The organism is Williamsia sp. (assembly GCF_016462415.1).
Taxonomy (GTDB): Bacteria; Actinomycetota; Actinomycetes; order Mycobacteriales; family Mycobacteriaceae; genus Williamsia_A.
Map to the genome: position 1 here is coordinate 16993 of NZ_JAEMTF010000011.1, position 20932 is coordinate 37924.

The following is a 20932-nucleotide window of genomic DNA, read 5'->3' on the forward strand; positions in this document are numbered from 1 at the left end:
GCGTGATCGCAGGCGTTGGCGGTTCGTCCGGCGAGAGTGGGTCCACCCTTGTAGCCGAAGCGGCTGTCGATGCCGACGTAACTGCCCGGCGGGATCGGCTCGCTGAGGCAGTAGAGGGTGGGGGCCGCGCCGGCGTCGATGTCGTTGGCGAAGCGGTTGGCGACCATCTGGACGCCCTTGTGGAAGGTCGACATCAACGGGGTGTCGGACACGTTCGAGATGTTGGATGCGACCCAACCCGGATGCGTCAGCTGAGAGGCCACCGGCGACCCCGACTCCCGTAGTCGGCGATCGAGCTCGAGCCCCCAGAGCATCACGGCCAGCTTCGACCGGGAGTAGGCGCCCATGATGTTCCACTTCTGCGACCGCAGGTGCAGGTCGTCGAGTCGGATGGTGGCCTGCTTGTGTGCGTCGGAGCCGACGTTGACGATCTGCGAACGGACCCGGGGGAGAAGCAGGTTGGTGAGCGCGAACGGGCCGAGGAAGTTGGTGCCGATCGTTTTCTCGAACCCGTCGGCGGTCTCCTCGCGGTGCTGCGAGACGAGACCGGCGTTGTTGATCAGGATGTCGACGTCGTCGTCGAGACGCTCGGCGAACGCCCGGACCGATGCCAGGTTCGACAGATCGATGTGCGCGACCTCGGTGGACCCGCCGATCTCGGTGGCCCGACGAGCACCCAGTTCGGTGTTGCGGACCGCGAGGATGACGTGTGCGCCCGCGTCGGCGAGGGCACGTGCGGTCGCGAGTCCGACGCCGTTCGTCGCGCCGGTGACGATGATGCGTTGACCGGTGCGGTCGCCGAGGCGAGCCGGGGTCCAGTGCTGATCGGAGGCCATCAGCCCAGGGTAGGGCAGCCGGTACGGCCGGCTCAGTCCTTCCAGGGGCCGACGCCGCCGACCTTCTCGATCCGGATGCGGGTGATGTATCCGGGCGGCGCGTCCTGCGGCGGGAAGCCGGAGCCGGCAGGTGCGAGTGAGGCCGCGAGGTCGGACAGGAGCTCCGGCGCACCGCCCTCGAGGATGTCGGCTGTGCCGTTGATCGCCAGGTAGGGCGTCATGAGGGCCGCAGGGTCTGATCCCAGGATGGTGACCGCGACGCGCGGGTCGCGGCGGACGTTGCGCACCTTCTGATACACCCCCAGGTGGGCGGTGAGCAGCTCGTCGCCCTCGGGCGTCGAGCGCAGCGCCACCCAGACGACCGACACCTGCGGGCCGCCGTCGGGGTTCACAGTCACCAGGGTCGCGTCGGCACCGGATCCGACCAGTGCGCGCGCTGAGTCGTTGAGTCGCATGGCACATCCAAGACCGTCCGACGAGCGGGTATTCCCAACCGTCGACTCAGGTCTGGCAGCGGGTGCAGTGGTAGAGGACCCGTTCCTCGCTGTCGCCCTCGCCCAGGAAGTCCCGGCTGATCGGCGTACCGCATCGGAAGCATGGCTTACGTCCCCGCCCGTAGACGTAGTAGCGCTTGCCGTTCACGTTCACGCCGGTCGTGGTGCGGATGCGTGAACGGTTGGCCTGTAGCAGCCGGTGGCACAAGTCGACCATCGCCGGGATGTCGACGTCGGCGACCTTCCTGCGCGGGTCCACCCCGCGTAGGAAACAGGCTTCGCAGCGGAAGACGTTGCCGACGCCCGCCATCAGATGCTGGTCGAGCAGCGCCAGGCCGATGGGTCGGTCGGGGTCACGCCTGAGGTTGGCGATGGCGACGTCGGTGTCCCAGGTCGGACCGAGCAGGTCGGGACCGATGTAGGCCAAGGCGCCGTCGGCGTCGGTGAGCATCTCGCAGATCCCCATCTCGAAGGCGACCGCCTCGTGGGTGTCGGTGCGCAGCACCAGACGTGCGTGGAACGCGGGTCGACGCCACTTCGTGCCGATCGGATGGACGTGCCACGCCCCCTCCATCTTCAGATGGGTGTGGATCGAGAGATCGTCGCCGACGTCGATGAGATGGTGCTTGCCCACCGATCGCACCGATTCGACCGTCCGCCCGCTCAGATCCACCGTGGCGTACCGCGGCACCCGGAACTGGCAGTGCTCGATCACTCTGCCCTCGAACGCCGTACGGACGCGAGCGGCGGCCTGATACACGGAGTCGCCCTCGGGCACCTCAGCGCACCATATGCCGCAGTCGGATGCCCCGGGGTGTCGCCGTGAACCCGGATTCGGTGAGTGCCGTGGCGAGATCGGTACCGAAGATCGCGTCGCCGTCGACCCGCTCGATCAACAGTCGGCTGACTCCACCGGATCGGACGGTGGCCGCGAGTGCGGTCGCGGCGGGGACGAGGTCGGCGGCACGGTCACCGAAGGTCAGGACCGTCTTGCCGCCACGCTCGACGAACAGCGTCAGACGGCCGTCCACGAGCACGACCAGAGCGCCCGGTTTGCGACCGGGGCGGTGCCCGGCGTTCTCGGTGTTCGTCGACTCCGGCCACGGCAACGCCGCACCGAACGGATTGGCGGGGTCGGTGGCGGCGAGCACGGTCGTGTTCTGCGGGCCGCCGCGATCATCGGTCGCGTCCTCGGTGTGCTCGCGCAACGCGTCCACGGTGCCGGTCGCCGCGAACTGTGCGCCGCCGAGACCGTCGATGTAGTACCCGCGCCGGACCTTCCCGCTGTCCTCGAAACCGCTGAGCGCTTTGTAGATTCGCGCGAACCCGCCCAGCACACCCTCGTTGCTCACCGAACCCTTGGTGACGACGCCATACCGCTCGAGCAGCTGCTCGCAGATCCCGTGCGTCGACACCGTCGGGTCCTCGACCCGGGCGTCGAGTGCGAACCACCGGCCGGAGACGGTGGGAGGTGTCTGACGCAACGACATCTGCGACTCGCTGAGGTACCGGGTCGAGAGCCGGTGCCCACGCAGCCGCGGTGCCCGGCCGCGGCTGCGATGCGCGGGCGTACCGCGTGGTGTGCCCGGCGACTTCCGCGGGCTGAGCAACGCACGTACCGGCGCGAAGGTGTCGTTGCTGATCTGACCGGCCCACACCAGGTCCCACAGGGCGCGCTCGATGTCGGCGTCAGCGGGAACGGGACCGTCATCCGTGGTCGCGGGGACGAGCTGACGGAACTGGTACGCACCACCGTGTTCGAGGTGTCCGAGCAGTCCGCGGTGGACCTCGGTGACATCGATCTCGGCGGGTTCGGGGAGGGTCAGCGGCGCGAGGTCGGTGGGATGCAGGCTGATCCAGCCGTCGGCGGTGCCGAGTCGGCCGTGCCCGGCCCACGCCACCTCGCCGCTCGACATGAGCTCGTCGAGCATGCCCGGTCGGTAGTCGGCGACCCGGGCGGGCAGGATCAGCGACTCCCACGCCGAGGCCGGGATGGGCACACCCGCGAGCTGGTCGATCACGGTGGCCACACCGTCCGCGCCGCGCAGCGGCTTACGGGACCCGCTCGCCTGCGGGTCGGACGGCCGAAGGTGCTGCCAGTCGAGCAGGAAACGCGAGAACGCGTCCACCGAGACCGGGGCGATCTCGGCGCGACTCGCGGCGAGCGAGCCCCGGCGGATCTGTGCGAGCACCTCGGTGTTGCACCACTGCTGGGCGTCGGGTGTGGTGTCGGCCGGCTCCGGGCGGAAGTCACCCTCGATGACCCGACGCTCGGATGCCAACCGGCGCAGGGTGTCCCGGACGACGGCGACCGGGATGCCGATCGAGCTCGAGGCCTCGGCCACCGTGAACGGCCCGTGTGTACGGGCGAAGCGTGCGACGAGGTCACCGACCGGGTCGGGCACCGGTTCGCTGAACGCGGCCGGGACACCGAGGGGCGCCGGGATGCCGAGCGCGTCGCGCAGGCGGGCGGTGTCCTCGATGGCCGCCCACAGGACCGCTCCGGCGTGGTTGACCGAGATGACCCGGTTGGTCAGCTGCAGGTTCTCGACCAGCTCCCGCGGGCCGGCGGGGGAGTCCTCCGTCGTGAACCGCTCGGCGATCTGCTCGTCGGTGAGCGGTCCGAGCCATCGCAGCAGGTCGGCAATTCCCTCGGCGTCATGGGCGCGCCGATCCGGATGGATGCGTTGGAGTTTGGCCTCGACGTCGGCGATGACGGCGGGGTCGAGCAGTTCGCGAAGGTCGACACGTCCGAGGAGCTGGGCCAACAGGGCGGTGTCCAACGACAACGCCGCAGCACGCCGCTCGGCCAGCGGGGCGTCGTCGGCGTACATGAAGGCGCCGACGTAACCGAACAGCAGCGACGCCGCCAGCGGTGAGGGCGAGTCGGTCTCGGTCTCGACGATGCGGATCTTCCGGGTCGAGATCCCGGTGAGCAGGTCGGTGAGCGCGGGCAGGTCGTAGACATCCTGTAGGCACTCGCGCATGGTCTCGAGGATGATCGGGAACTGCGGGAACTTGGCTGCGACGGACAGCAACTGGGCGCTGCGCTGCCGCTGCTGCCACAGGGGCGCGCGCTTGCCGGGGTTGCGGCGGGGGAGCAGCAGCGCTCGTGCCGCGCACTCGCGGAATCGGCTGGCGAACATCGCCGACCCGCCGAGCTCCTCGGTGACGATGTCCTCGATCTCGTCGGGGTCGATCACGAACAGTGATGCGCCGGGCGGATCGTCGTCGGTGTCGGGCAGGCGCACGATGATGCCGTCGTCGGAGGCGGTGGTGGCGCCGTCGAGACCGAGACGATCGCGCAGCCGTGCACCGATGGCACTGGCCCACGGCGCGTGGACGCGCAGGCCGTAGGGGGAGTGCAGGATTACCCGCCAGTCACCGAGTTCGTCGCGGAACCGCTCGACCACCAGGGTGCGGTCGGTGGGGAGATGGCCGGTCGCGTCGCGCTGTTCGGCGACGAGGGTGCGCAGGTTGTCCCGCGCGTACTCGGTCAGCCCGAGCTCGCGTGCACGGTCCTCGAGCACGGTGGACGTACCCGAACTGAGGTCGTCGGCTATCTCGCCCATGAACTTGCCGATCGCGGCACCGAGCTCGCTGGGCCGACCGACCGCGTCGCCGATCCAGAACGGCAGCCGGCCGGGGGACCCGAACGCCGGTGACACCAGCACGCGGTCGTGGGTGATGTCCTCGATGCGCCAACTCGACGCGCCGAGCGCGAACACGTCGCCCACGCGGGACTCGTAGACCATCTCCTCGTCGAGTTCGCCGACGCGCGTTCCCTTCTCGCCGACCATGAACACGGCGAACATGCCGCGGTCGGGGATGGAACCGCCCGAGGTCACGGCGAGACGCTGCGCGCCGGGACGACCGGTGATCGTCGACGCGTCGCGATCCCAGACGACGCGGGGCCGCAATTCGGCGAACTCGTCGGAGGGATAGCGCCCCGACAGCAGGTCGAGGGTTGCCTCGTATGCCGACCGGGGCAGCGTCTTGTACGGCGCGGAGCGGCGCACGGTCTCGAACCAGGCCTCGACATCGAGGACGTCGACGGCGCTGGCCGCCACGGTGTGCTGGGCGAGGATGTCGAGCGGGTTGGCCGGCACCGCGATCTCCTCTATCAGCCCGTCGCGCATGCGGGAGACCGCGACCGTGCTGTGGATGAGGTCGGCGCGGTGTTTCGGGAAGAGCACGCCCTTGCTGATCTCACCGACCTGGTGACCGGCACGACCCACCCGCTGCAGGCCGCTGGCCACCGACGGCGGTGTCTCGACCTGGATGACGAGATCGACCGCCCCCATGTCGATGCCGAGTTCCAGCGAGCTGGTCGCCACGACACAGCGCAGCCGACCGGCCTTGAGGTCGTCCTCGATGAGCGCGCGCTGCTCCTTCGACACCGACCCGTGGTGGGCACGGGCGAGCAGCGGTTCGGCGCCGGAGCTGGCGCCGCTGCCCATCACGTAGGCGGGTGCCCCACCGGGGACCGCTGCGTTGGGGCCCTTCTCGACGGGGTCGCCGATCCGCTCGGCGTGGATCTCGTTGAGCCGGGCGGTGAGCCGCTCGGACAATCGTCGTGAGTTGGTGAACACGATCGTGGACCGGTTCGTCTCGATCAGGTCGACGATGCCGTTCTCCACGTACGGCCACAGCGAGCCCGCCGTGGGTGCGGTCTCGTCGTCGAACTCACCCACCCCGGGCGGGGCGGGGATGTTGGCCATGTCCGGGACCGGGACGTCGACCCGCAGATCGAACGTCTTCGCCGCGGGTGGCGAGACGATGGTGCACGGAGCGGCGCCGGCCAGGAACCCGGCGACGCGGTCGGCGGGGCGGACCGTCGCGGAGAGACCGATGCGCTGGACGGGCGCGGGCAGCAGGTCGTCGAGACGTTCCAGCGACAACGCGAGATGCGTGCCCCGCTTCGTGGCCGCGACGGCGTGCACCTCGTCGACGATGACGGTGTGCACCGACGTCAACGTCTCGCGCGCCGAGGACGTCAGCATCAGGAACAACGACTCCGGCGTCGTGATGAGGATGTCCGGCGGCGTCCGCAGCAGCAGCCGACGCTGCGCGGTGGGGGTGTCGCCGGACCGCACGCCCACGGTGATGTCGGGCGCGGGCAGGCCCAGCGCGACCGCCGACCGCGTGATCCCCGCCAACGGCGCCCGCAGGTTGCGCTCGACGTCGACCGCCAGCGCCTTCAGCGGCGAGATGTAGAGCACCGTGGTCCCGGTGCGGGACGGCGCGTCGGGCGCTCCCGGTGTCGGTGCGGCGTGTTCGGAGGCGAGGCGGTCGAGTGCCCAGAGGAACGCCGAGAGGGTCTTTCCGGAGCCGGTCGGCGCCACCACCAGCGTGTGGGCGCCGTCGGCGATCGCGTTCCACGCCCCGATCTGCGCCGGGGTCGGCGCCGTGAACGCCCCGGTGAACCAGTCGCGGGTGGGCGCGCTGAACCGCGCGAGCACATCGGCAGCGACGGTGGTGGTCATCGGTCCATGATCCACCACACCTCCGACAACTCTCCGTCTCACCGGGTGACGCGTATTGACCAGCGGTGATGGTCGGCAATACAGTCATGCGAGCTGTGCGCGGGGAACCCGGTGAGAATCCGGGACGGTCGCGCCACTGTGAGATCACCCGAGCGGTGAACGAGTCAGGTAACCGACGCACGGCACACATCACCCCCACGACACGGGACGCGCAATCCCGTAGAGGAGCTCCATGTCGAACGCATCTGTCGCCACCGCGAACCGCCGGGCCGTCCCCGGCTCGCTGGTTCTCGACACCCCGGACATCTCGGTGGTCAACACCGCGCTGTGGCTCACCGCCACCACCGCCGTCGCGGCGCTGGCCTACTACTTCCTCGGGTACGACCAGGGCGCCGTGTCGGTGTTCGGCGCCGACACCCACGTGCACGAGTTCGTCCACGACGCCCGTCACTTCCTCGGCTTCCCCTGCCACTGAGCACCTGACCGCCTCACAGCGAAGGAAGTCGACAACTCCATGGAGAAGAAATTCATCGGCGCCGGACTCATCTCGGGTCTGGTCGCCGGATTGTTCGCGTTCGTGTTCGCTCGGATCTTCATCGAGCCGCAGGTGGCCAAGGCCATCGATTACGAGGGTGGCCGCAGCGCCGCCGAGGAGATGCTCGCAGGGGAGCACGGAGCCCACGAGCACGGTGAGGTGTTCACCCGCTCGGTGCAGGAGAACATCGGTGCCGGCGTCGGCTCGATCGTCTTCGGACTGGCCATGGGCGCCGTCTTCGCGGTGATCTTCACCGTGCTGTGGGCCTACGTCGGTCGCCGGTACCCCTCGGTCGATCCCCGTCTCGTCGCCGGTCTGCTGGCGTTCGGCGGGTTCATCGCGGTGTACCTCGTGCCGTTCGGCAAGTACCCGGCCAACCCGCCCGCCGTCGGCAACGACGACACCATCGGTTCGCGCAGCGGGTCCTACCTGACGATGACGCTGGTGTCGTTGGTCGTCGCGATCGCCGCAGTGGTCCTGGCGTTCTGGCTTCTGCCCCGCATCGGCGGTCTCTACGCGCTGATCGTGTCGGCGGTCGGATATCTCGCCGTCGTCGGCGTCGCGATGGCGTTGCTGCCGAGCTTCGACGAGGTGCCCACGGCCCTGAAGTCCGCTGACGGCACGATCGTGTTCCCGGGCTTCCCCGGTGACGTCGTCGGCACGTTCCGTTTCTACTCGATCGCCAACCAGATGATCCTGTGGACGGTGCTCGGACTGGTCTTCGCGGTCGTGCTCACGCGACTGGCGACGCGCCGCACCACACAGGCGGCCGCGGAGTCGCTTCGCTGACCGTCCGGGTCATCGCCGCCGGACGGACGGGTCCCAATCGGGACCTGCGGTTCGGATCGGAACACCACGACCTCGACGAGACCGGCCGGCGCGACTGCCGCCGGCTCGTCGAGGCTCCGGCGGTCCAGTCGGAGGGTGGGCCGGCGTTCTGCGGTCCGGAGGCGTCGGTGGTACAGACCGCCGCCGTTCTCGGCATCGAGGCCACCGTCGACCCCGGTCTGCGGTCGCTGGATCTGGGGCGCTGGCACGGGCGAGCACCCGAGGACATCCCCGTCGGCGAACTGCGCGACTGGTTCACCGACATCACCTCGGTGCCCCACGGCGGCGAGAGCATCGCGGATTTCGTTGCGCGCATCGGTGATTGGTTCGACGCGACCCGGGGATCGGAGATGGTTCTCGTGGTCTCGATGCCGGTTGCGCAGGCCGTCGTCGCGTACGCCCGGCACCGCGGCCCGGATGATTACTGGTCCATCGAGGTGGAACCGGCCTCCGAGCGCACCGTGTCACTGCCACTGGACAGTGGCGGGGATCGGTGTCACTCTGATACACAGAAATGAAGCAAGTTTCACTTTTTGTTTCATCGATGCCCATCAGTGACGCCATCAGCGCCGGAGGAATGCCCCATGTACGAATGGTCCGAAGAAGATCTCATGATCCGCGATGCCCTCCGTGGGTTCATCGACAAAGAGGTCCGACCGCACCTCGATGAGCTCGAGACCGGCGTGCTCCCGCCCTACGACATCGCGCGGAAGCTGTACACCACCTTCGGTGTGGACCAGATGGCCAGGGAAGGGCTGGAGAAGGAACTCGAGTCCGAGGCCACCGGAGAGGCCAAGCCCGGTGCCGTCAGCGGCGGCATGGGTGACAGCACGTTCATGTTGCTCAACACCGAGCTCGCTGGCGTCAGCCTCGGCATCATCGCGTCGCTGGGTGTCTGTCAGCTCACCGTCGGGACCATCCGATCCAAGGGCACGTTGGCGCAGAAGAAGCGCTGGCTGCCGGAGCTGGTGACGCTCGAGAAGATCGGGGCCTGGGCCATCACCGAACCCGACTCCGGGTCTGATGCGTTGGGCGGCATGAAGACCACCGTCAAGCGCGACGGTGAGGACTACATCCTCAAGGGCAACAAGACCTTCATCACGAACGGCCCCTACGCCGACACCATCGTCGTGTTCGCCAAGCTCGACGAGGGCGACGGCACCCCGATCCGCGACCGCAAGGTGCTGTCCTTCGTGCTCGACAAGGGTATGGAAGGGCTCACCCAGGGCAAGCCGTTCAAGAAGATGGGCATGATGAGCTCGCCGACCGGCGAGCTGTTCTTCGACAACGTCCGCGTGTCGCCGGACCGTCTCCTGGGCGAGACCGAGGACACCGGTGCGGACAAGCGAGGCGGCGAGGGCGCGAAGGCCGGCTTCACCATGGAGCGTGTCGGTATCGCCGCGCTGTCGCTGGGCATCATCAACGAGTGCCTGCGCCTGTCGGTCGACTACGCCCGCAACCGCACGCTGTGGGGCAAGAACATCGGGCAGTTCCAGCTCATCCAGCTCAAGCTCGCCGAGATGGAGATCGCGCGGATCAACGTGCAGAACATGATCTTCAGCGCGCTCGAGCGCGGCAAGGACCGGAAATCGATCAGCCTGTCGGAGGCGTCGGCGATGAAGCTGTACTCGTCGAAGGCGGCCACCGATGTCGCCATGGAGGCCGTGCAGCTGTTCGGCGGCAACGGCTACATGGCCGAGTACCGCGTGGAGCAGCTGGCCCGCGACGCCAAGTCGCTCATGATCTACGCAGGCAGCAACGAGATCCAAGTGACCCACGTCGCCAAGGGTCTGCTCGCGGCGAAGTAACCGAACAGAACGCAACGACCGCCGTGCCCTCAGGGCCCGGCGGTCGTTGCGTCTGTAGCTGTTCTGTCTAGGCGCCGATGGCGCGACCGAGCTGCGGCCAGGACCGGTGCAGCTCGTCCTCCCAGTACCCCCACGAGTGCGTGCCACCGTCGGGGAAGTGGAACGTGGCGGGGATCTTCAACTGGCCCAGGCGCTCGGCGAGCTGGTGGGTACATGCGTTCGTGGCGGCCTCGATCGGACCACCCAGGATGATCTGCGACCCGAGGTCGGCACCCGGGCGCAGGTCCGCCTGGTTGTCGTACTTGCCGGGCAACCCGCTACCGCTGGAGATGTAGAGGCTCGTCCCGCGGAGCTTGGGCGCGGTCACCAGCGCGTCGTGCGCGGACCAGTTCGGTCCGGGGTAGCGACCCCACATGTTGGTCACGTTCGCGCCACCGCGACTCTCGACCACGAGGCGGACGTAGGCCTGGCCCGCCGGGCTCGACGACGCGGCACAGCCGCTGTAAGCACCGACCGCCCGGTACAGACCGGGGTGTTCGACGGCCAGGTTGAGCACCGACGACGCCGAGGACGAGATGCCCGCGATCGCGTTGCGACCGGTCGTCGAGAACGCCTGGTCGATGATCGTGGGCAGTTCCTTGCCGAGGAGCGTCGACCACAGGGGCTTGCCGAGCACCTTGTCGGTGCGTTCCCAGTCGGTGTAGTAGCTGTACGCGCCCGCATTGGGCGTGATGACGTTGACGTTCTTGTCGGAGAAGAACTTCACGACATCGGTCTGTCGTTCCCAGGTCGCCGCGTCCTCGCCACCGCCTGCGCCGTTGAGCAGGTAGAGCGTGGGCCGCGGGGCGCTGCGATCCTTGGGCAGGATCACCGACAGCGGGATGATCTTGTTCATCGCGGCCGACCGGACCTCGATGTTCAACTGCCGGTCGCCGGTCTTGCTGACCGAGACGAGTTTCGAACCGTCCGGCGACGTGGCGCCGGGGACGGGGAGCGGGGCTGCGGTCGCGGTCGGGACGATGACGGTCCCCGCCATGACGACTGCGGCGGCCGCGGCTGCGGTCAGCAGGGCGGTGCGCACACGGGCAACCGGGGTCCGGTGAGACAAGGGTCCTGGCCTTTCGAAGGAGGTTGGTCGATCCTATCCTCGACTATCGCTCGCAGACGCCAAGGTCTTACAGTTCGGCCGAAGGGTCGACACTCAGACCCAGTGCACCCTCGACGAAACGGGTGACCGCCGCGCTGCCCACGGCGAGCGCCTCGGTGTGATCGGCGCGGTACGCCGAGGTCAGGTGGGCGTGATCCGGCCGCTGTCGATCCTTCGTCACCGCGATCAACGCGATGAGTTCCCCGGTGGTCGGTTCGCACACCGCCCAGGTGAACCGCGACTCGTCGGCCCACCACGACGCGGCGTCGGCGACGAACTGCGCCGGTGAGCCGCTCGAGGTCCCGAGCAGACCCGTCTCGTCGAGCGCGGGCACGTCGGTGACCCGGTCGTCGTCGCGCAGCGCGCGTAGATACCACGCCCCGGCGTTGATCTCCACGGGTTCCATCGCGGAGACCGGGCCCGGCTCTTACTTGAGCTCGAGCAGGACGGTGCCCTGGGTGACGGCGGATCCGGGCTCGACGGACAGGCCGGTGACCGTGCCGTCCTTGTGCGCGGTGACCGGATTCTCCATCTTCATGGCCTCGAGCACCACGACGAGTTCACCGGCGGCGACCTCCTGGCCCTCGGTGACGGCGACCTTGACCACGGTGCCCTGCATCGGAGCGGCGACGGCGTCGCCGGAGACGGCTGCGGCCCCGCCCTTGGTGCGGGTGCGTGACTTGGGCTTCTTGCGGACGGCGCCGCCGCCGGAGCCGTTGGCGCCGACCAGGGCGAGGTCGCCGGGCAGGGAGACCTCCACGCGACGTCCACCGACCTCGACCACCACGTTGTGGCGCGGTGCGGCGTCGTCCTCCTCGATGGGCTGGCCACCGGTGTAGGGCTCGATCGGGTTGTCCCAGTCGGTTTCGATCCACTTGGTGTAGATGTCGAACTTCTCGCCGTCACCGATGAAGGCGGGGTTGGAGACGATGTGGCGGTGGAACGGCAGCACGGTGGCCAACCCCTCGACCTGGAACTCGGCCAGCGCGCGCCGCGACCGTTCGAGCGCCTGCTCGCGGTTCTCGCCGGTGACGATCAGCTTGGCGAGCATCGAGTCGAACCCGCCGCCGATGACGTCGCCCTGGACGACACCGGAGTCGACGCGGACACCGGGACCGGTCGGCTCCTTGTAGACGGTGATGGGGCCGGGGGCGGGCAGGAAGTTGCGTCCTGCGTCCTCGCCGTTGATGCGGAACTCGAAGGAGTGTCCGCGCGGCGTGGGGTCCTCGGTGATCTCGAGCTTCTCCCCGGCGGCGATGCGGAACTGCTGCCGGACGAGGTCGATGCCCGCGGTCTCCTCGGTGACGGGGTGTTCGACCTGCAGGCGGGTGTTGACCTCGAGGAACGACACGAGTCCGTCGGAGCCGACGAGGAACTCCACGGTCCCGGCGCCGTAGTAGCCGGCCTCGCGGCAGATGGCCTTGGCCGAGGAGTGGATCTTCTCGCGCTGCTCGGTGGTCAGGAAGGGGGCCGGGGCCTCCTCGACGAGTTTCTGGAAGCGTCGCTGCAGCGAGCAGTCACGGGTGCCGGCGACGATGACGTTGCCGTGCTGGTCGGCGATGACCTGCGCCTCGACGTGGCGCGCCTTGTCGAGGTAGCGCTCGACGAAGCACTCGCCGCGACCGAACGCCGAGACGGCCTCGCGGGTGGCCGAGTCGAACAGCTCGGGGATCTCGGCGATCGTGTACGCGACCTTCATGCCGCGGCCACCGCCACCGAACGCCGCCTTGATCGCGACGGGGACACCGTGTTCCTCGGCGAACGCGACGATCTCGTCGGCGTTCTGCACGGGATCCTTGGTGCCCGGTGCCATCGGGGCGTTGGCCTTGAGCGCGATGTGGCGGGCGGTGACCTTGTCGCCGAGGTCGCGGATCGACTGCGGCGACGGCCCGATCCACACCAGGTCGGCATCGATCACGGCCTGGGCGAAGTCGGCGTTCTCCGACAGGAACCCGTATCCGGGGTGAATCGCGTCGGCGCCGGACTTGGCGGCGGCGTCGAGGATCTTGTCGAACACCAGGTACGACTCCGCCGAACTCTGCCCGCCCAGCGCGAAGGCCTCGTCGGCCAGCGTGACGAACAGCGCGTCGGCGTCGGGCTCGGCGTAGACCGCCACACTGCCCAGGCCCGCATCGCGAGCGGCGCGGATCACCCGGACGGCGATCTCACCGCGATTGGCGACGAGGACTTTGCTGATCACCGGACTGGCATGACTGGGCACGTGTTCTCCTGTGGCGATGTGACGCGGATGTGAGGTGCTGGCACCGAAAAGTACCCTAACGCACCGAGCGATTGATCGGTTCGGCGGTCAAGTGTTGTGTGGCGCGAAGGTGCTCTGATCGCCGATACCGCGCACAATGTCGCCGAAGGTGACGAGGAATCGACTGACCTCACCGTGCGCCGGACCCGACGCCGGGAACCGGGCCGAGATGCGCACCCCGGACGGGGTGCGGTTGACCCAGATGAACACCTCGTCGGTCGAGTAGCTGTGGCTGCGGAGCACGCGGGCGCCACCGGCGTCCGCCTCCGCGGCGTTGGGCGCGTGTCGGGTGTCGATGAACGACACCACGAACTTCGGTTCCCCCTCGTAGCCCAGCAGTCCCGCCACCCGGAGGAACGGGATGCCCGCGGCCACCCGCGCCTGCCGCAGCTCGGCGGTGGCGCGGCCGATGAGCTGATCGAACGAGACGACGCCGGTGGTGTCGAGGTAGAGCGGCGACACGGCCACGAACCAGCCCAGGGCGCCGAGCCAGCGCCCTTCGGAGCGGGTGTGGCGCGGCGTGATGCAGCGGAACTCCTCGCCGCCGCCGACATCGCGATAGGCCAACGCCAACGCGGACAGGATGCCCGCGAACAGGTTCCCGCCTGCCGCCGAACACACCGCGGTGAAGCGGTTGGCCGCGTCGTCGTCGAGCAACTCCATCGTCACCGAGGACTGCGGCTGCGCCGGGGCGTCGGTGTCCTCCGCCGGAGTCGATGCCGAGGTCGCGAACCTGGGCATCTCGCGACCGGTCGAGAGCAGGTAGCTGTCCCAGGCGACGACCGCGGGGTGGTCACGGTCGGCGGCGTCGGCGACGCGACGTTCCTCGGCGCTGAAATCGACGTAGCTGCCCACCGGCGGCAGGTCCGGTTCCCGGCGTTCGCGGGCGGCGCGATAGAGCTCGACGAGTTCGTGCTGGGCCAGGATCAGCGAGTAACCGTCGAGCAGGGAGTGGTCGCCGGCGAACAACAGCGTGAAGGTGCGTTCGCGTGCCACGGTGGCGAACAGGTAGGCGGGCCACTGCAGGGGAGCGGTGGCCCGGTCGAAGGTGCCCGCGAGTTGATCGAGCAGCGGGCCGGCCTCGGCGTACCACCGGACACGCCCCATCTTCAGCGCCACCGAGCCCGGTGGGGTCGACAGGCGCGCCATGCCGGTGTTCTTGATGATGACGTGGCTGCGCAGCACCTCGTGTCGATCGATCCACCGGGTCAACGCAGTGCGGATCGCCGGTATCGACATCGGTTCGTCGAACTCGATGGCCAGCCCCAGCCAGGACTCCCGACCGCCTTCACGCTGTGTGCGCCATCGGTATTCGAGGGCACCCCGCAGGTGTAGTTCGTGGTTGTGCGACGTCGGACGGGGGTCGCTGTTCCAGTTCGCGAACCCGCCCGGGGTGTGCGGCGACCACTCGACCAGTCCGCCGGGGTCGACGGGCTGGTCCATCATCTGGATGAACTTCATGGTGGGCGGCGGTGCCGTCTACGGCTGTGATGCCGGGTCGGGGTCACCGGCCTGGGCGGCGATCTGGTTCTTGATCCGGGCGAGCATCCCCGCCATCCCGCGCAACCGCAGCGGGCTCACGGCCGTGTCGAGCCCGAGGTCGTGATAGAAATCCGCAGGCACGGAGAGGATCTCGGCGGCCGAGGCGCCGTTGAGCCCCTGGTGCAGGATGGACGCGAAACCGCGAGTGGTCGGCGCCTCGGGCGGTGCGCTGAAGAACAACTGCACCGACGACGGATCGGCGGCATCGACCGAGAGGAACACCGGGGACTGACATTCGGGCACCGGCTCCATGGCCGCGGTCACCAGGGTGTCGGGCAGGTCCGGGAGCTCCGACGAGAACTCCAGCAGCAGCGTCACCTTGTCGGATTCGCCCAGCGCCTCGAAATCATCGACGATCTCGGCGAGCGCGGCGGGCAGCGTCACAGCGTGCCGGGGTCGTCACCGGTGGCGATCGGTGCGCGCACCGCATTGCCCCACTCGGTCCACGAACCGTCGTAGTTGCGCACCCGGGAGAACCCGAGCAGATGGGTCAACACGAACCAGGTGTGCGACGACCGCTCACCGATGCGGCAGTAGGCGACGGTCGGTTGATCCGGGGCGAACTCACCGTAGATATCGTCGAGTTCGGCCCGGCTGCGGAAGCGACCGTCCGGGGCGGCGGCCTTGGCCCACGGGATCGAGACGGCGGTCGGGATGTGGCCGCCACGCAGCGCACCCTCCTGCGGGTAGTCCGGCATGTGGGTGCGTTCGCCGGAGTATTCCTGCGGTGACCGGACGTCGATCAGCGGCTCGGAGCCGATGATCTCGCGGACCTGGGGTGCGAACGCGCGGATCGTGCTGTCGTCGCGTGCGACCACCGGGTAGTCCGACCGTGGGTATTCCGGGACCTCGAAGCTGGTCTCCCGGTCCTCGGCGAACCAGGCCTGCCTGCCGCCGTCGAGCAGGCGCACGTCGGAATGGCCGAACAGGGTGAACACCCACAGGGCGTAGGCGGCCCACCAGTTCGACTTGTCGCCGTAGATGACGATGGTGTCGTCGCGACGGATCCCCTTGGCGCGCATCAGCTCCGCGAACTGCTCACCGTCGATGTAGTCACGGGTCACCGGATCGTTGAGGTGCAGGTGCCAGTCGATCTTCTGTGCGCTGGGGATGTGGCCGATGTCGTAGAGGAGGACATCCTCGTCGGACTCGACGACCTTGAGTCCGGGGGTCCCGAGGTTGGCGCTGAGCCACTCGGTGCTGACCAGCCGCTCGGGGTGAGCGTAGGCGGCGAAGCCCGGATATGGGTCGGTCTGGACGGTCACGGCACGGCTCCCGGGGCTTGAGGTGGGCGGACGAGTACCCGTCCGAGCCTAGTGGTCACCGTGGCCTCGCGTCGCATCACCGCGGTCGAGATCAGATGATCGATCGAACGACGAACTCCAGCTCGGTGAAGAACGCATCCAGCTGTGTGTGGGCGGTCGGCGTGTCGGGGTACCGGCTCCGTAGGGCGACGCCGTCGTCGGTCCGTGAGATCCAGAACTGTGCGTCGTCTGCGGTGGTGACGTTGGAGATGTGGTGCGCGTCGATCGTGGCGTGAGCCGCGGCACCGGGGAGCCTGCGGTAGTCGATGTAGGACACCATGAAGATGTCGTCGCGCAGGCGGTTCAGACCCCCGATCGCCTCGAGCACATGGGGCACCGGGATCTCACCCAGCGCGACCGCCGCTCGCAGCGCCGGCCCCGTGGCGGCCAGCGTGTCGAGGACGTCGTCGGCGCATCGCACGGTCAGTGGGGCGTTGGTGGTGAACCAGCCCACGGCGTTCTGCCACAACCGCGAGCGACGGGTGTGCATCGGGAACAGCACCGACATCTCGCGTCCCGCACCGAGATTGTGCGCGGCCTGGGCCATCGCCGCCAGTACCCCTGCGAACACGCTGGCGCCGTGGTCTCGGCAGACGCGTTCGAAGGACTCCAGTCCCGCTCGATCGAGCACCTGTCTCAGGTCGACGGCCTGGGGGGCCTGCTCACCGGGGGCCAGCCCCAGGTCGAGGGGGAACGACGGCGGGGTGTTTCGGTGCCGCTCGAAGAACTCGAGCCACCGCGACATCGCCGGGTGGGTGCGGTAGTCGCGATCGTCGTCGGCCTCGGTGGCGCAGTAGTCGACGAAGCTCCCCGCCTGCGGGAGACGACGTGGGCAGAAGCCGCCGGGCTCGGCGAGGCAGCCCTCGTAGAGCTGGTGCAGGTCGTCGATGACGATCGCCATCGAATAGGCGTCGACGTGGGCGTGGTCGAACCCGCAGATGATCGTCGATCGATCGGTGCGGTCGACCGCACCGAGCAGGTAGCTCGGTGGCCCGAACACCGGGCAGGACGCGTTCAGCGCATCCCACAGATGCGTGCGGAGCCCGTCGGAGTCCAGTCCGACGACGGGCGCCGCGGCGTCGAGTCGCAACGTCGCCGGGTCGTGCAGGCGTCGGACGACGGCGCCGTTCTCGCGGACGAAACCGCTGTGCAGCGTCCCGTGCCGGGCGATGAGCATCGTGTACGCCTGCTCCATGGCCTTGAGATCGATGGATCCCTCGACGTCGAACGATGCCGCGAGCCAGGTACTCGGTGCGTCCGTGGACTCGCCGACCGCGGCGAGGTGGAAGCTCTGGTTGAACGACGGCGGGACCTTCGAGACGATCGGCCTGCTGTCGGAGGAGTTCACCGACCACGTGTGCAGGGTTCCGCCGACGGGGGTGTAGCGGTCAATCGTGGTGACGCGCAAGGCTGGGCTCCCTCTCGCCGGCCGCGGCCGCGGCAGCGGCCGCGATCACGTGGTCGCCGTCGGCCGCGACCGCCGCGAACACCTCGCGCAGTCGGCGGTGATAGGGCGCCAGACGCCGCTGCGCGGTCGGGGTGTCCGGTGTCTGGGTTCCGACGTAGACGCCGGAGTCGTCCCGGTTCACCCACATCGACGCGTTCGCGGTCCGCCCCTCGCCGGTGGTCTGCATGCCCCGGTCGTACACCCCGGTGCCGGCCATCGGGAACCGGCGGAAATCGATGTAGGAGAGCAACTGCGGGGTGAGGAGCACATCGCCGCTCTGGGCCCCGCCGGCCAGGAGTGCACCGAGCACGGTGTGCACCGGGACATCCGACAGCGACTTGCCGACCTCGCACCCCGCCTGGGCGGCGGACACCAGTTCGGTGAACGTCCGTGCGGGCGTGATCGGGAACGACACCGGGGCGAAACGGCAGAACCACCCCTGCGACAGCTCACTGCCCGCGAGGGCGCGATCGCTCAGCGCGGTGATGCCGAAATAGCTGTCGGCACCGGCCATCTCGTGATCAACGATCGCCAGGGCCGCGATGATGCCGCCGATCATCCGGGCACCGTGTTCGCGACAGATCCGCTCGAAGGCCTCGGCGCCGGCGGCATCGAGGACGTCGAACTTGATGGGGGCGACCGGTGCGGTCTCCCCGGGGGCGAGGCCGAGGTCGAGGGGGAACTGCGGCATCCGGTTGCCGTGTCGCGCGACGATGTCGACCCAGCCGCGCACCTCAGGCGATGTGTCGGTGAGCGTCTGCGCGCGGGCACGTTCGGCGACAACGTAGTCGAGCTGGGATCCCGCGGGTGCCGACGTGAACGGTCCGACGTCGGTGCCGTCACGTTCGGACAGGTAGAGGTCGGCCACCTCGGCGAGGACGAGCGCCTGGGAGATGCCGTCGCTCAGAGCGTGATCGCAGCCGTAGTACAGCGTGAAGCCGTCGGCGCGGACGACTGCTCCGGCGACGAAACCCGGCCAGCTCAGCGCGTTGGCGTTCCGGCTGAACTGCTGCTCGACGTGTTCGGAGAACCGGCGCGGCAACGGCGCCGCACCGTCGTCGGCGCTGAGGTATCCGTAGTCGTCGACCGACCCCACGGCCGTCGCCTCGAAGGCGATGTCGGACAGGGCCACCATGTGCCGGGTGACGGCCCCGTCGGTGACGTCGAACCACGACCGCAACCCGTCGTGTCGCGCGAGGAACCGGCGGAAGGCACGCGCCAGGGCGTCGCCGTCGAACGCGCCCTCCACCTCGGTGGTGGCGGCCAGGTAGGCCTTGTGTGCATCACCCCGCGACGCCGTGGCCGACGACCCCCGCAGATGGTTCTCCTGCAGGAACGAGGCCGGTGTCGGGTGGGCGGGTGCCGAGGCGGCGGCGGTCACCGATGTGGCCGTCGCCGAGACCTCCACCAGGCGACCCCGTGCGGGCTGCCAGTGCGCGAGCATGTCGATCATCATCGCTATCAGCTCGCAGCCATGAGGTCGTCGGCACGGAGGCGGACCTGATCGGCACCGGCCGCGGCGAGCCGTGCCATCACCGCCGTGAACGAGTTGAGGTAGTCGTGCACGCCTGCGGTCGCGACCGGGTTGCTCGGGAACCGCGCCGAGACCGAGATTCCCTTGGGCGAGCGCACGATCCAGAGGTAGACCTCGTCATCGGACTCGGCCGCACCGCGCAGAGTCCGTGCACCCCATCGGGACCAGTCCTCCGCAGCGGGGATGAACCGCGCGTCGACGTAGGACACGACGAACCGGGGCACCTCCTCGACGCCGATGAGTTCGGCGATCCGTGGGTAGGGGAACTGAGCGAGATCCTTGTGCGCGGAGACCGCGCCCCCGGCCCGCGAGAGGCAGTCGTCGAACGACTCCACGCCGCGTAGGTCCATCTCGATCGGGATCATCCCGACGAACCACCCCACCGAGGACACGTACTGCGCCTGGTTGCGGGTGTGCATCGGCATCGCGAATCGGGTGATGTCCGAGCCGGCGACCGTCCGTGTGGTCAGGGCGAGCGCGGCGAGCACAGCGGACTGCATGGAGTGCCCGGACTCGCGGGCGCGTCGATTGATCGCGTCGGACTGCGCGGCCGACAGGACCCAGGACGACGTGCCGCTCTGGTGGCGGCGGTGCGATGAACTCGGGCCCGTCACCGGCAGCGGGAACGCGGGGAACCGCCCGCCGTCCCGCGCGAGGAAGCGACTCCACACGTCGACCGCCCGGTGTTCGGCGTCGAGGGCCTGACCGACCGCGCGCTCGTCCACGCTGAAATCGAGATGGCTGCCCGCCGTGGGGAGTTCGAGGTCACGTCCGGCCAGTTCGGACTCGTAGATGCGCTGGATCTCACCGATCGCCAACAGCATGGAGTAGGCGTCCATCACCGAGTGGTCGGCGCCGAAGACCAGGACGAAGGAGTCCTCGTCGTGGTCGGGCTGCGCGATCGTGACCGCCAGGCAGTGCGGCCAGCGAAGCGGGGAGAGTGCTTCGAAAAGCTCGACGAGGTGTTCGTGCACCCGTGTGCCGGTGCGCATCTGGCCGATGGGCGTCCCGGTCACCTCGACGTCGGAGGTCGACCGGCGGCACAGGCGGACACCGTCGTCGTCGCTTGTCTCGGTGACCGTGGTCCGGAAGACCTCGTGCCTGCGCATCCACGCCGTGAGGGTGCGGGCGACCGCGTCGGGGTCGTAGCGGTGCGGGATCTCGAAAGCCGCGCCCAGCCAGGACCCCTGATGGTGCCCGTCCTCGGACGCCGCCGGTGGGTGGCACGTGCTGCCGCGGCCGCAGTAGTCCTCGTGCAGGTAGCTCAGTGGCCGGGTGTCGTGCACCCAGGTCTTCTCGTCGTCGACGAGTCGTGGAGTCCACTCCGTCAGATGTCCAGCCGGTAGGGGGTAGTCGGCCAATTCGGTGAATTCCACTTCAGCCTTTCCGATTTCGCGCCGATGGTGGGCCCGGGCACGAACGACGCGCGCCGGAGGTGTGGTTGCGGTCGATCCCGGCAACGTTGCCGGACCCGTCGGATGCCCCGCTCTTTCGGAGATGACCGATTCGGGGAGTAGACAAATGGTAGGCAGACCGGGCCGATGTTGTTTACCTTGGTAACGAGTGTTCTTCATCACTGACATCGTCGGCGAGCCGTACCGCGACGGCCGCGACGTCGCGGTCCACGGACGAAGTGTTGAGCGACAACAGTATTCGACGGTTGGTGAGCCTTGTCACCGATTGTGTCTGCGGTGTGGCGACATCGGAAAAC

The 20932-nt window shown here is 68.8% G+C and carries 17 protein-coding genes and 1 riboswitch; of the genes, 4 read left to right on the top strand and 13 right to left on the bottom strand.

Features of this window, described 5'->3' with window-relative positions:
- The 4 genes from JHC79_RS04675 to JHC79_RS04690 all read right to left on the bottom strand — a co-directional run.
- On the bottom strand, positions 1 to 836 hold an 836-nt coding region (locus JHC79_RS04675; protein ID WP_296388830.1), incomplete at its 3' end, for an SDR family NAD(P)-dependent oxidoreductase.
- 32 nt (positions 837 to 868) lie between these two features.
- Positions 869 to 1291 (bottom strand): TIGR03618 family F420-dependent PPOX class oxidoreductase, encoded by a 423-nt coding sequence (locus JHC79_RS04680; protein WP_296388831.1) that lies wholly within the window; start codon positions 1289 to 1291, stop codon positions 869 to 871.
- A 46-nt stretch (positions 1292 to 1337) separates the two neighbouring features.
- Positions 1338 to 2108, bottom strand: coding sequence for a DNA-formamidopyrimidine glycosylase family protein (locus tag JHC79_RS04685; RefSeq protein WP_296388832.1), 771 nt, complete (start codon positions 2106 to 2108; stop codon positions 1338 to 1340).
- Position 2109: 1 nt separating this feature from the next.
- Positions 2110 to 6816 (bottom strand): ATP-dependent helicase, encoded by a 4707-nt coding sequence (locus tag JHC79_RS04690; RefSeq protein WP_296388834.1) that lies wholly within the window; start codon positions 6814 to 6816, stop codon positions 2110 to 2112.
- Between the two features lie 102 nt (positions 6817 to 6918).
- Positions 6919 to 6990: riboswitch (cobalamin riboswitch) on the top strand.
- Positions 6991 to 7048: 58 nt separating this feature from the next.
- On the opposite strand from JHC79_RS04690, the gene JHC79_RS04695 reads away from it, so the two are divergent.
- The 4 genes from JHC79_RS04695 (at position 7049) to JHC79_RS04710 (ending at position 9987) form a co-directional block, all read left to right on the top strand.
- Positions 7049 to 7291 carry a CbtB-domain containing protein gene (locus JHC79_RS04695; RefSeq protein ID WP_296388836.1) on the top strand — a complete coding sequence of 81 codons (243 nt, stop codon included), beginning with the start codon at positions 7049 to 7051 and terminating at the stop codon, positions 7289 to 7291.
- A 39-nt stretch (positions 7292 to 7330) separates the two neighbouring features.
- Complete coding sequence (locus tag JHC79_RS04700) at positions 7331 to 8140, top strand: CbtA family protein (protein WP_296388837.1); 810 nt, start codon at positions 7331 to 7333, stop codon at positions 8138 to 8140.
- Complete coding sequence (locus JHC79_RS04705) at positions 8050 to 8697, top strand: histidine phosphatase family protein (protein WP_296388839.1); 648 nt, start codon at positions 8050 to 8052, stop codon at positions 8695 to 8697. Before JHC79_RS04700 ends, JHC79_RS04705 begins: the two co-directional genes overlap by 91 nt.
- Positions 8698 to 8763: 66 nt before the next feature.
- A complete protein-coding gene (locus tag JHC79_RS04710) occupies positions 8764 to 9987 on the top strand; it encodes an acyl-CoA dehydrogenase family protein (protein WP_296388841.1) in 1224 nt (407 codons plus the stop codon).
- A gap of 67 nt (positions 9988 to 10054) precedes the next feature.
- Here the strand turns inward: JHC79_RS04710 and JHC79_RS04715 are convergent, their stop codons facing one another.
- From JHC79_RS04715 to JHC79_RS04755, 9 genes are all read right to left on the bottom strand, one after another.
- Positions 10055 to 11068 carry an alpha/beta hydrolase family protein gene (locus tag JHC79_RS04715; RefSeq protein WP_296388843.1) on the bottom strand — a complete coding sequence of 338 codons (1014 nt, stop codon included), beginning with the start codon at positions 11066 to 11068 and terminating at the stop codon, positions 10055 to 10057.
- A 94-nt stretch (positions 11069 to 11162) separates the two neighbouring features.
- Entirely contained in the window at positions 11163 to 11540 is a 378-nt protein-coding gene (locus JHC79_RS04720) for a hypothetical protein (protein ID WP_296388845.1), read from the bottom strand.
- A gap of 21 nt (positions 11541 to 11561) precedes the next feature.
- Positions 11562 to 13355 (bottom strand): acetyl/propionyl/methylcrotonyl-CoA carboxylase subunit alpha, encoded by a 1794-nt coding sequence (locus JHC79_RS04725; protein WP_296388847.1) that lies wholly within the window; start codon positions 13353 to 13355, stop codon positions 11562 to 11564.
- 87 nt (positions 13356 to 13442) lie between these two features.
- On the bottom strand, positions 13443 to 14855 hold the full coding sequence (locus JHC79_RS04730) for a condensation domain-containing protein (protein WP_296388849.1): 1413 nt from the start codon (positions 14853 to 14855) through the stop codon (positions 13443 to 13445).
- A gap of 18 nt (positions 14856 to 14873) precedes the next feature.
- The gene (locus JHC79_RS04735; RefSeq protein WP_296388851.1) at positions 14874 to 15320 is read right to left on the bottom strand and encodes a SufE family protein; all 447 of its coding nucleotides are present in this window, start codon (positions 15318 to 15320) and stop codon (positions 14874 to 14876) included.
- A complete protein-coding gene (locus tag JHC79_RS04740) occupies positions 15317 to 16201 on the bottom strand; it encodes a sulfurtransferase (RefSeq protein ID WP_296388853.1) in 885 nt (294 codons plus the stop codon). Before JHC79_RS04740 ends, JHC79_RS04735 begins: the two co-directional genes overlap by 4 nt.
- A 91-nt stretch (positions 16202 to 16292) precedes the next feature.
- Entirely contained in the window at positions 16293 to 17648 is a 1356-nt protein-coding gene (locus JHC79_RS04745) for a condensation domain-containing protein (protein ID WP_296388856.1), read from the bottom strand.
- Positions 17629 to 19143 carry a condensation domain-containing protein gene (locus JHC79_RS04750; RefSeq protein ID WP_296388858.1) on the bottom strand — a complete coding sequence of 505 codons (1515 nt, stop codon included), beginning with the start codon at positions 19141 to 19143 and terminating at the stop codon, positions 17629 to 17631. Before JHC79_RS04750 ends, JHC79_RS04745 begins: the two co-directional genes overlap by 20 nt.
- Before the next feature lie 5 nt (positions 19144 to 19148).
- Positions 19149 to 20597 carry a condensation domain-containing protein gene (locus JHC79_RS04755; RefSeq protein ID WP_296388860.1) on the bottom strand — a complete coding sequence of 483 codons (1449 nt, stop codon included), beginning with the start codon at positions 20595 to 20597 and terminating at the stop codon, positions 19149 to 19151.
- Between the last annotated feature and the right edge of the window lie 335 nt (positions 20598 to 20932).

What these genes read in the sequence shown, in the direction of transcription:
- JHC79_RS04680 (WP_296388831.1), bottom strand. Translation starts at nt 1,291, where the DNA reads ATGCGACTCAACGACTCAGCGCGCGCACTGGTCGGATCCGGTGCCGAC.
- JHC79_RS04690 (WP_296388834.1), bottom strand. Translation starts at nt 6,816, where the DNA reads ATGACCACCACCGTCGCTGCCGATGTGCTCGCGCGGTTCAGCGCGCCC.
- JHC79_RS04695 (WP_296388836.1), top strand. Translation starts at nt 7,049, where the DNA reads ATGTCGAACGCATCTGTCGCCACCGCGAACCGCCGGGCCGTCCCCGGC.
- JHC79_RS04700 (WP_296388837.1), top strand. Translation starts at nt 7,331, where the DNA reads ATGGAGAAGAAATTCATCGGCGCCGGACTCATCTCGGGTCTGGTCGCC.
- JHC79_RS04710 (WP_296388841.1), top strand. Translation starts at nt 8,764, where the DNA reads ATGTACGAATGGTCCGAAGAAGATCTCATGATCCGCGATGCCCTCCGT.
- JHC79_RS04720 (WP_296388845.1), bottom strand. Translation starts at nt 11,540, where the DNA reads ATGGAACCCGTGGAGATCAACGCCGGGGCGTGGTATCTACGCGCGCTG.
- JHC79_RS04730 (WP_296388849.1), bottom strand. Translation starts at nt 14,855, where the DNA reads ATGAAGTTCATCCAGATGATGGACCAGCCCGTCGACCCCGGCGGACTG.
- JHC79_RS04750 (WP_296388858.1), bottom strand. Translation starts at nt 19,143, where the DNA reads ATGATGATCGACATGCTCGCGCACTGGCAGCCCGCACGGGGTCGCCTG.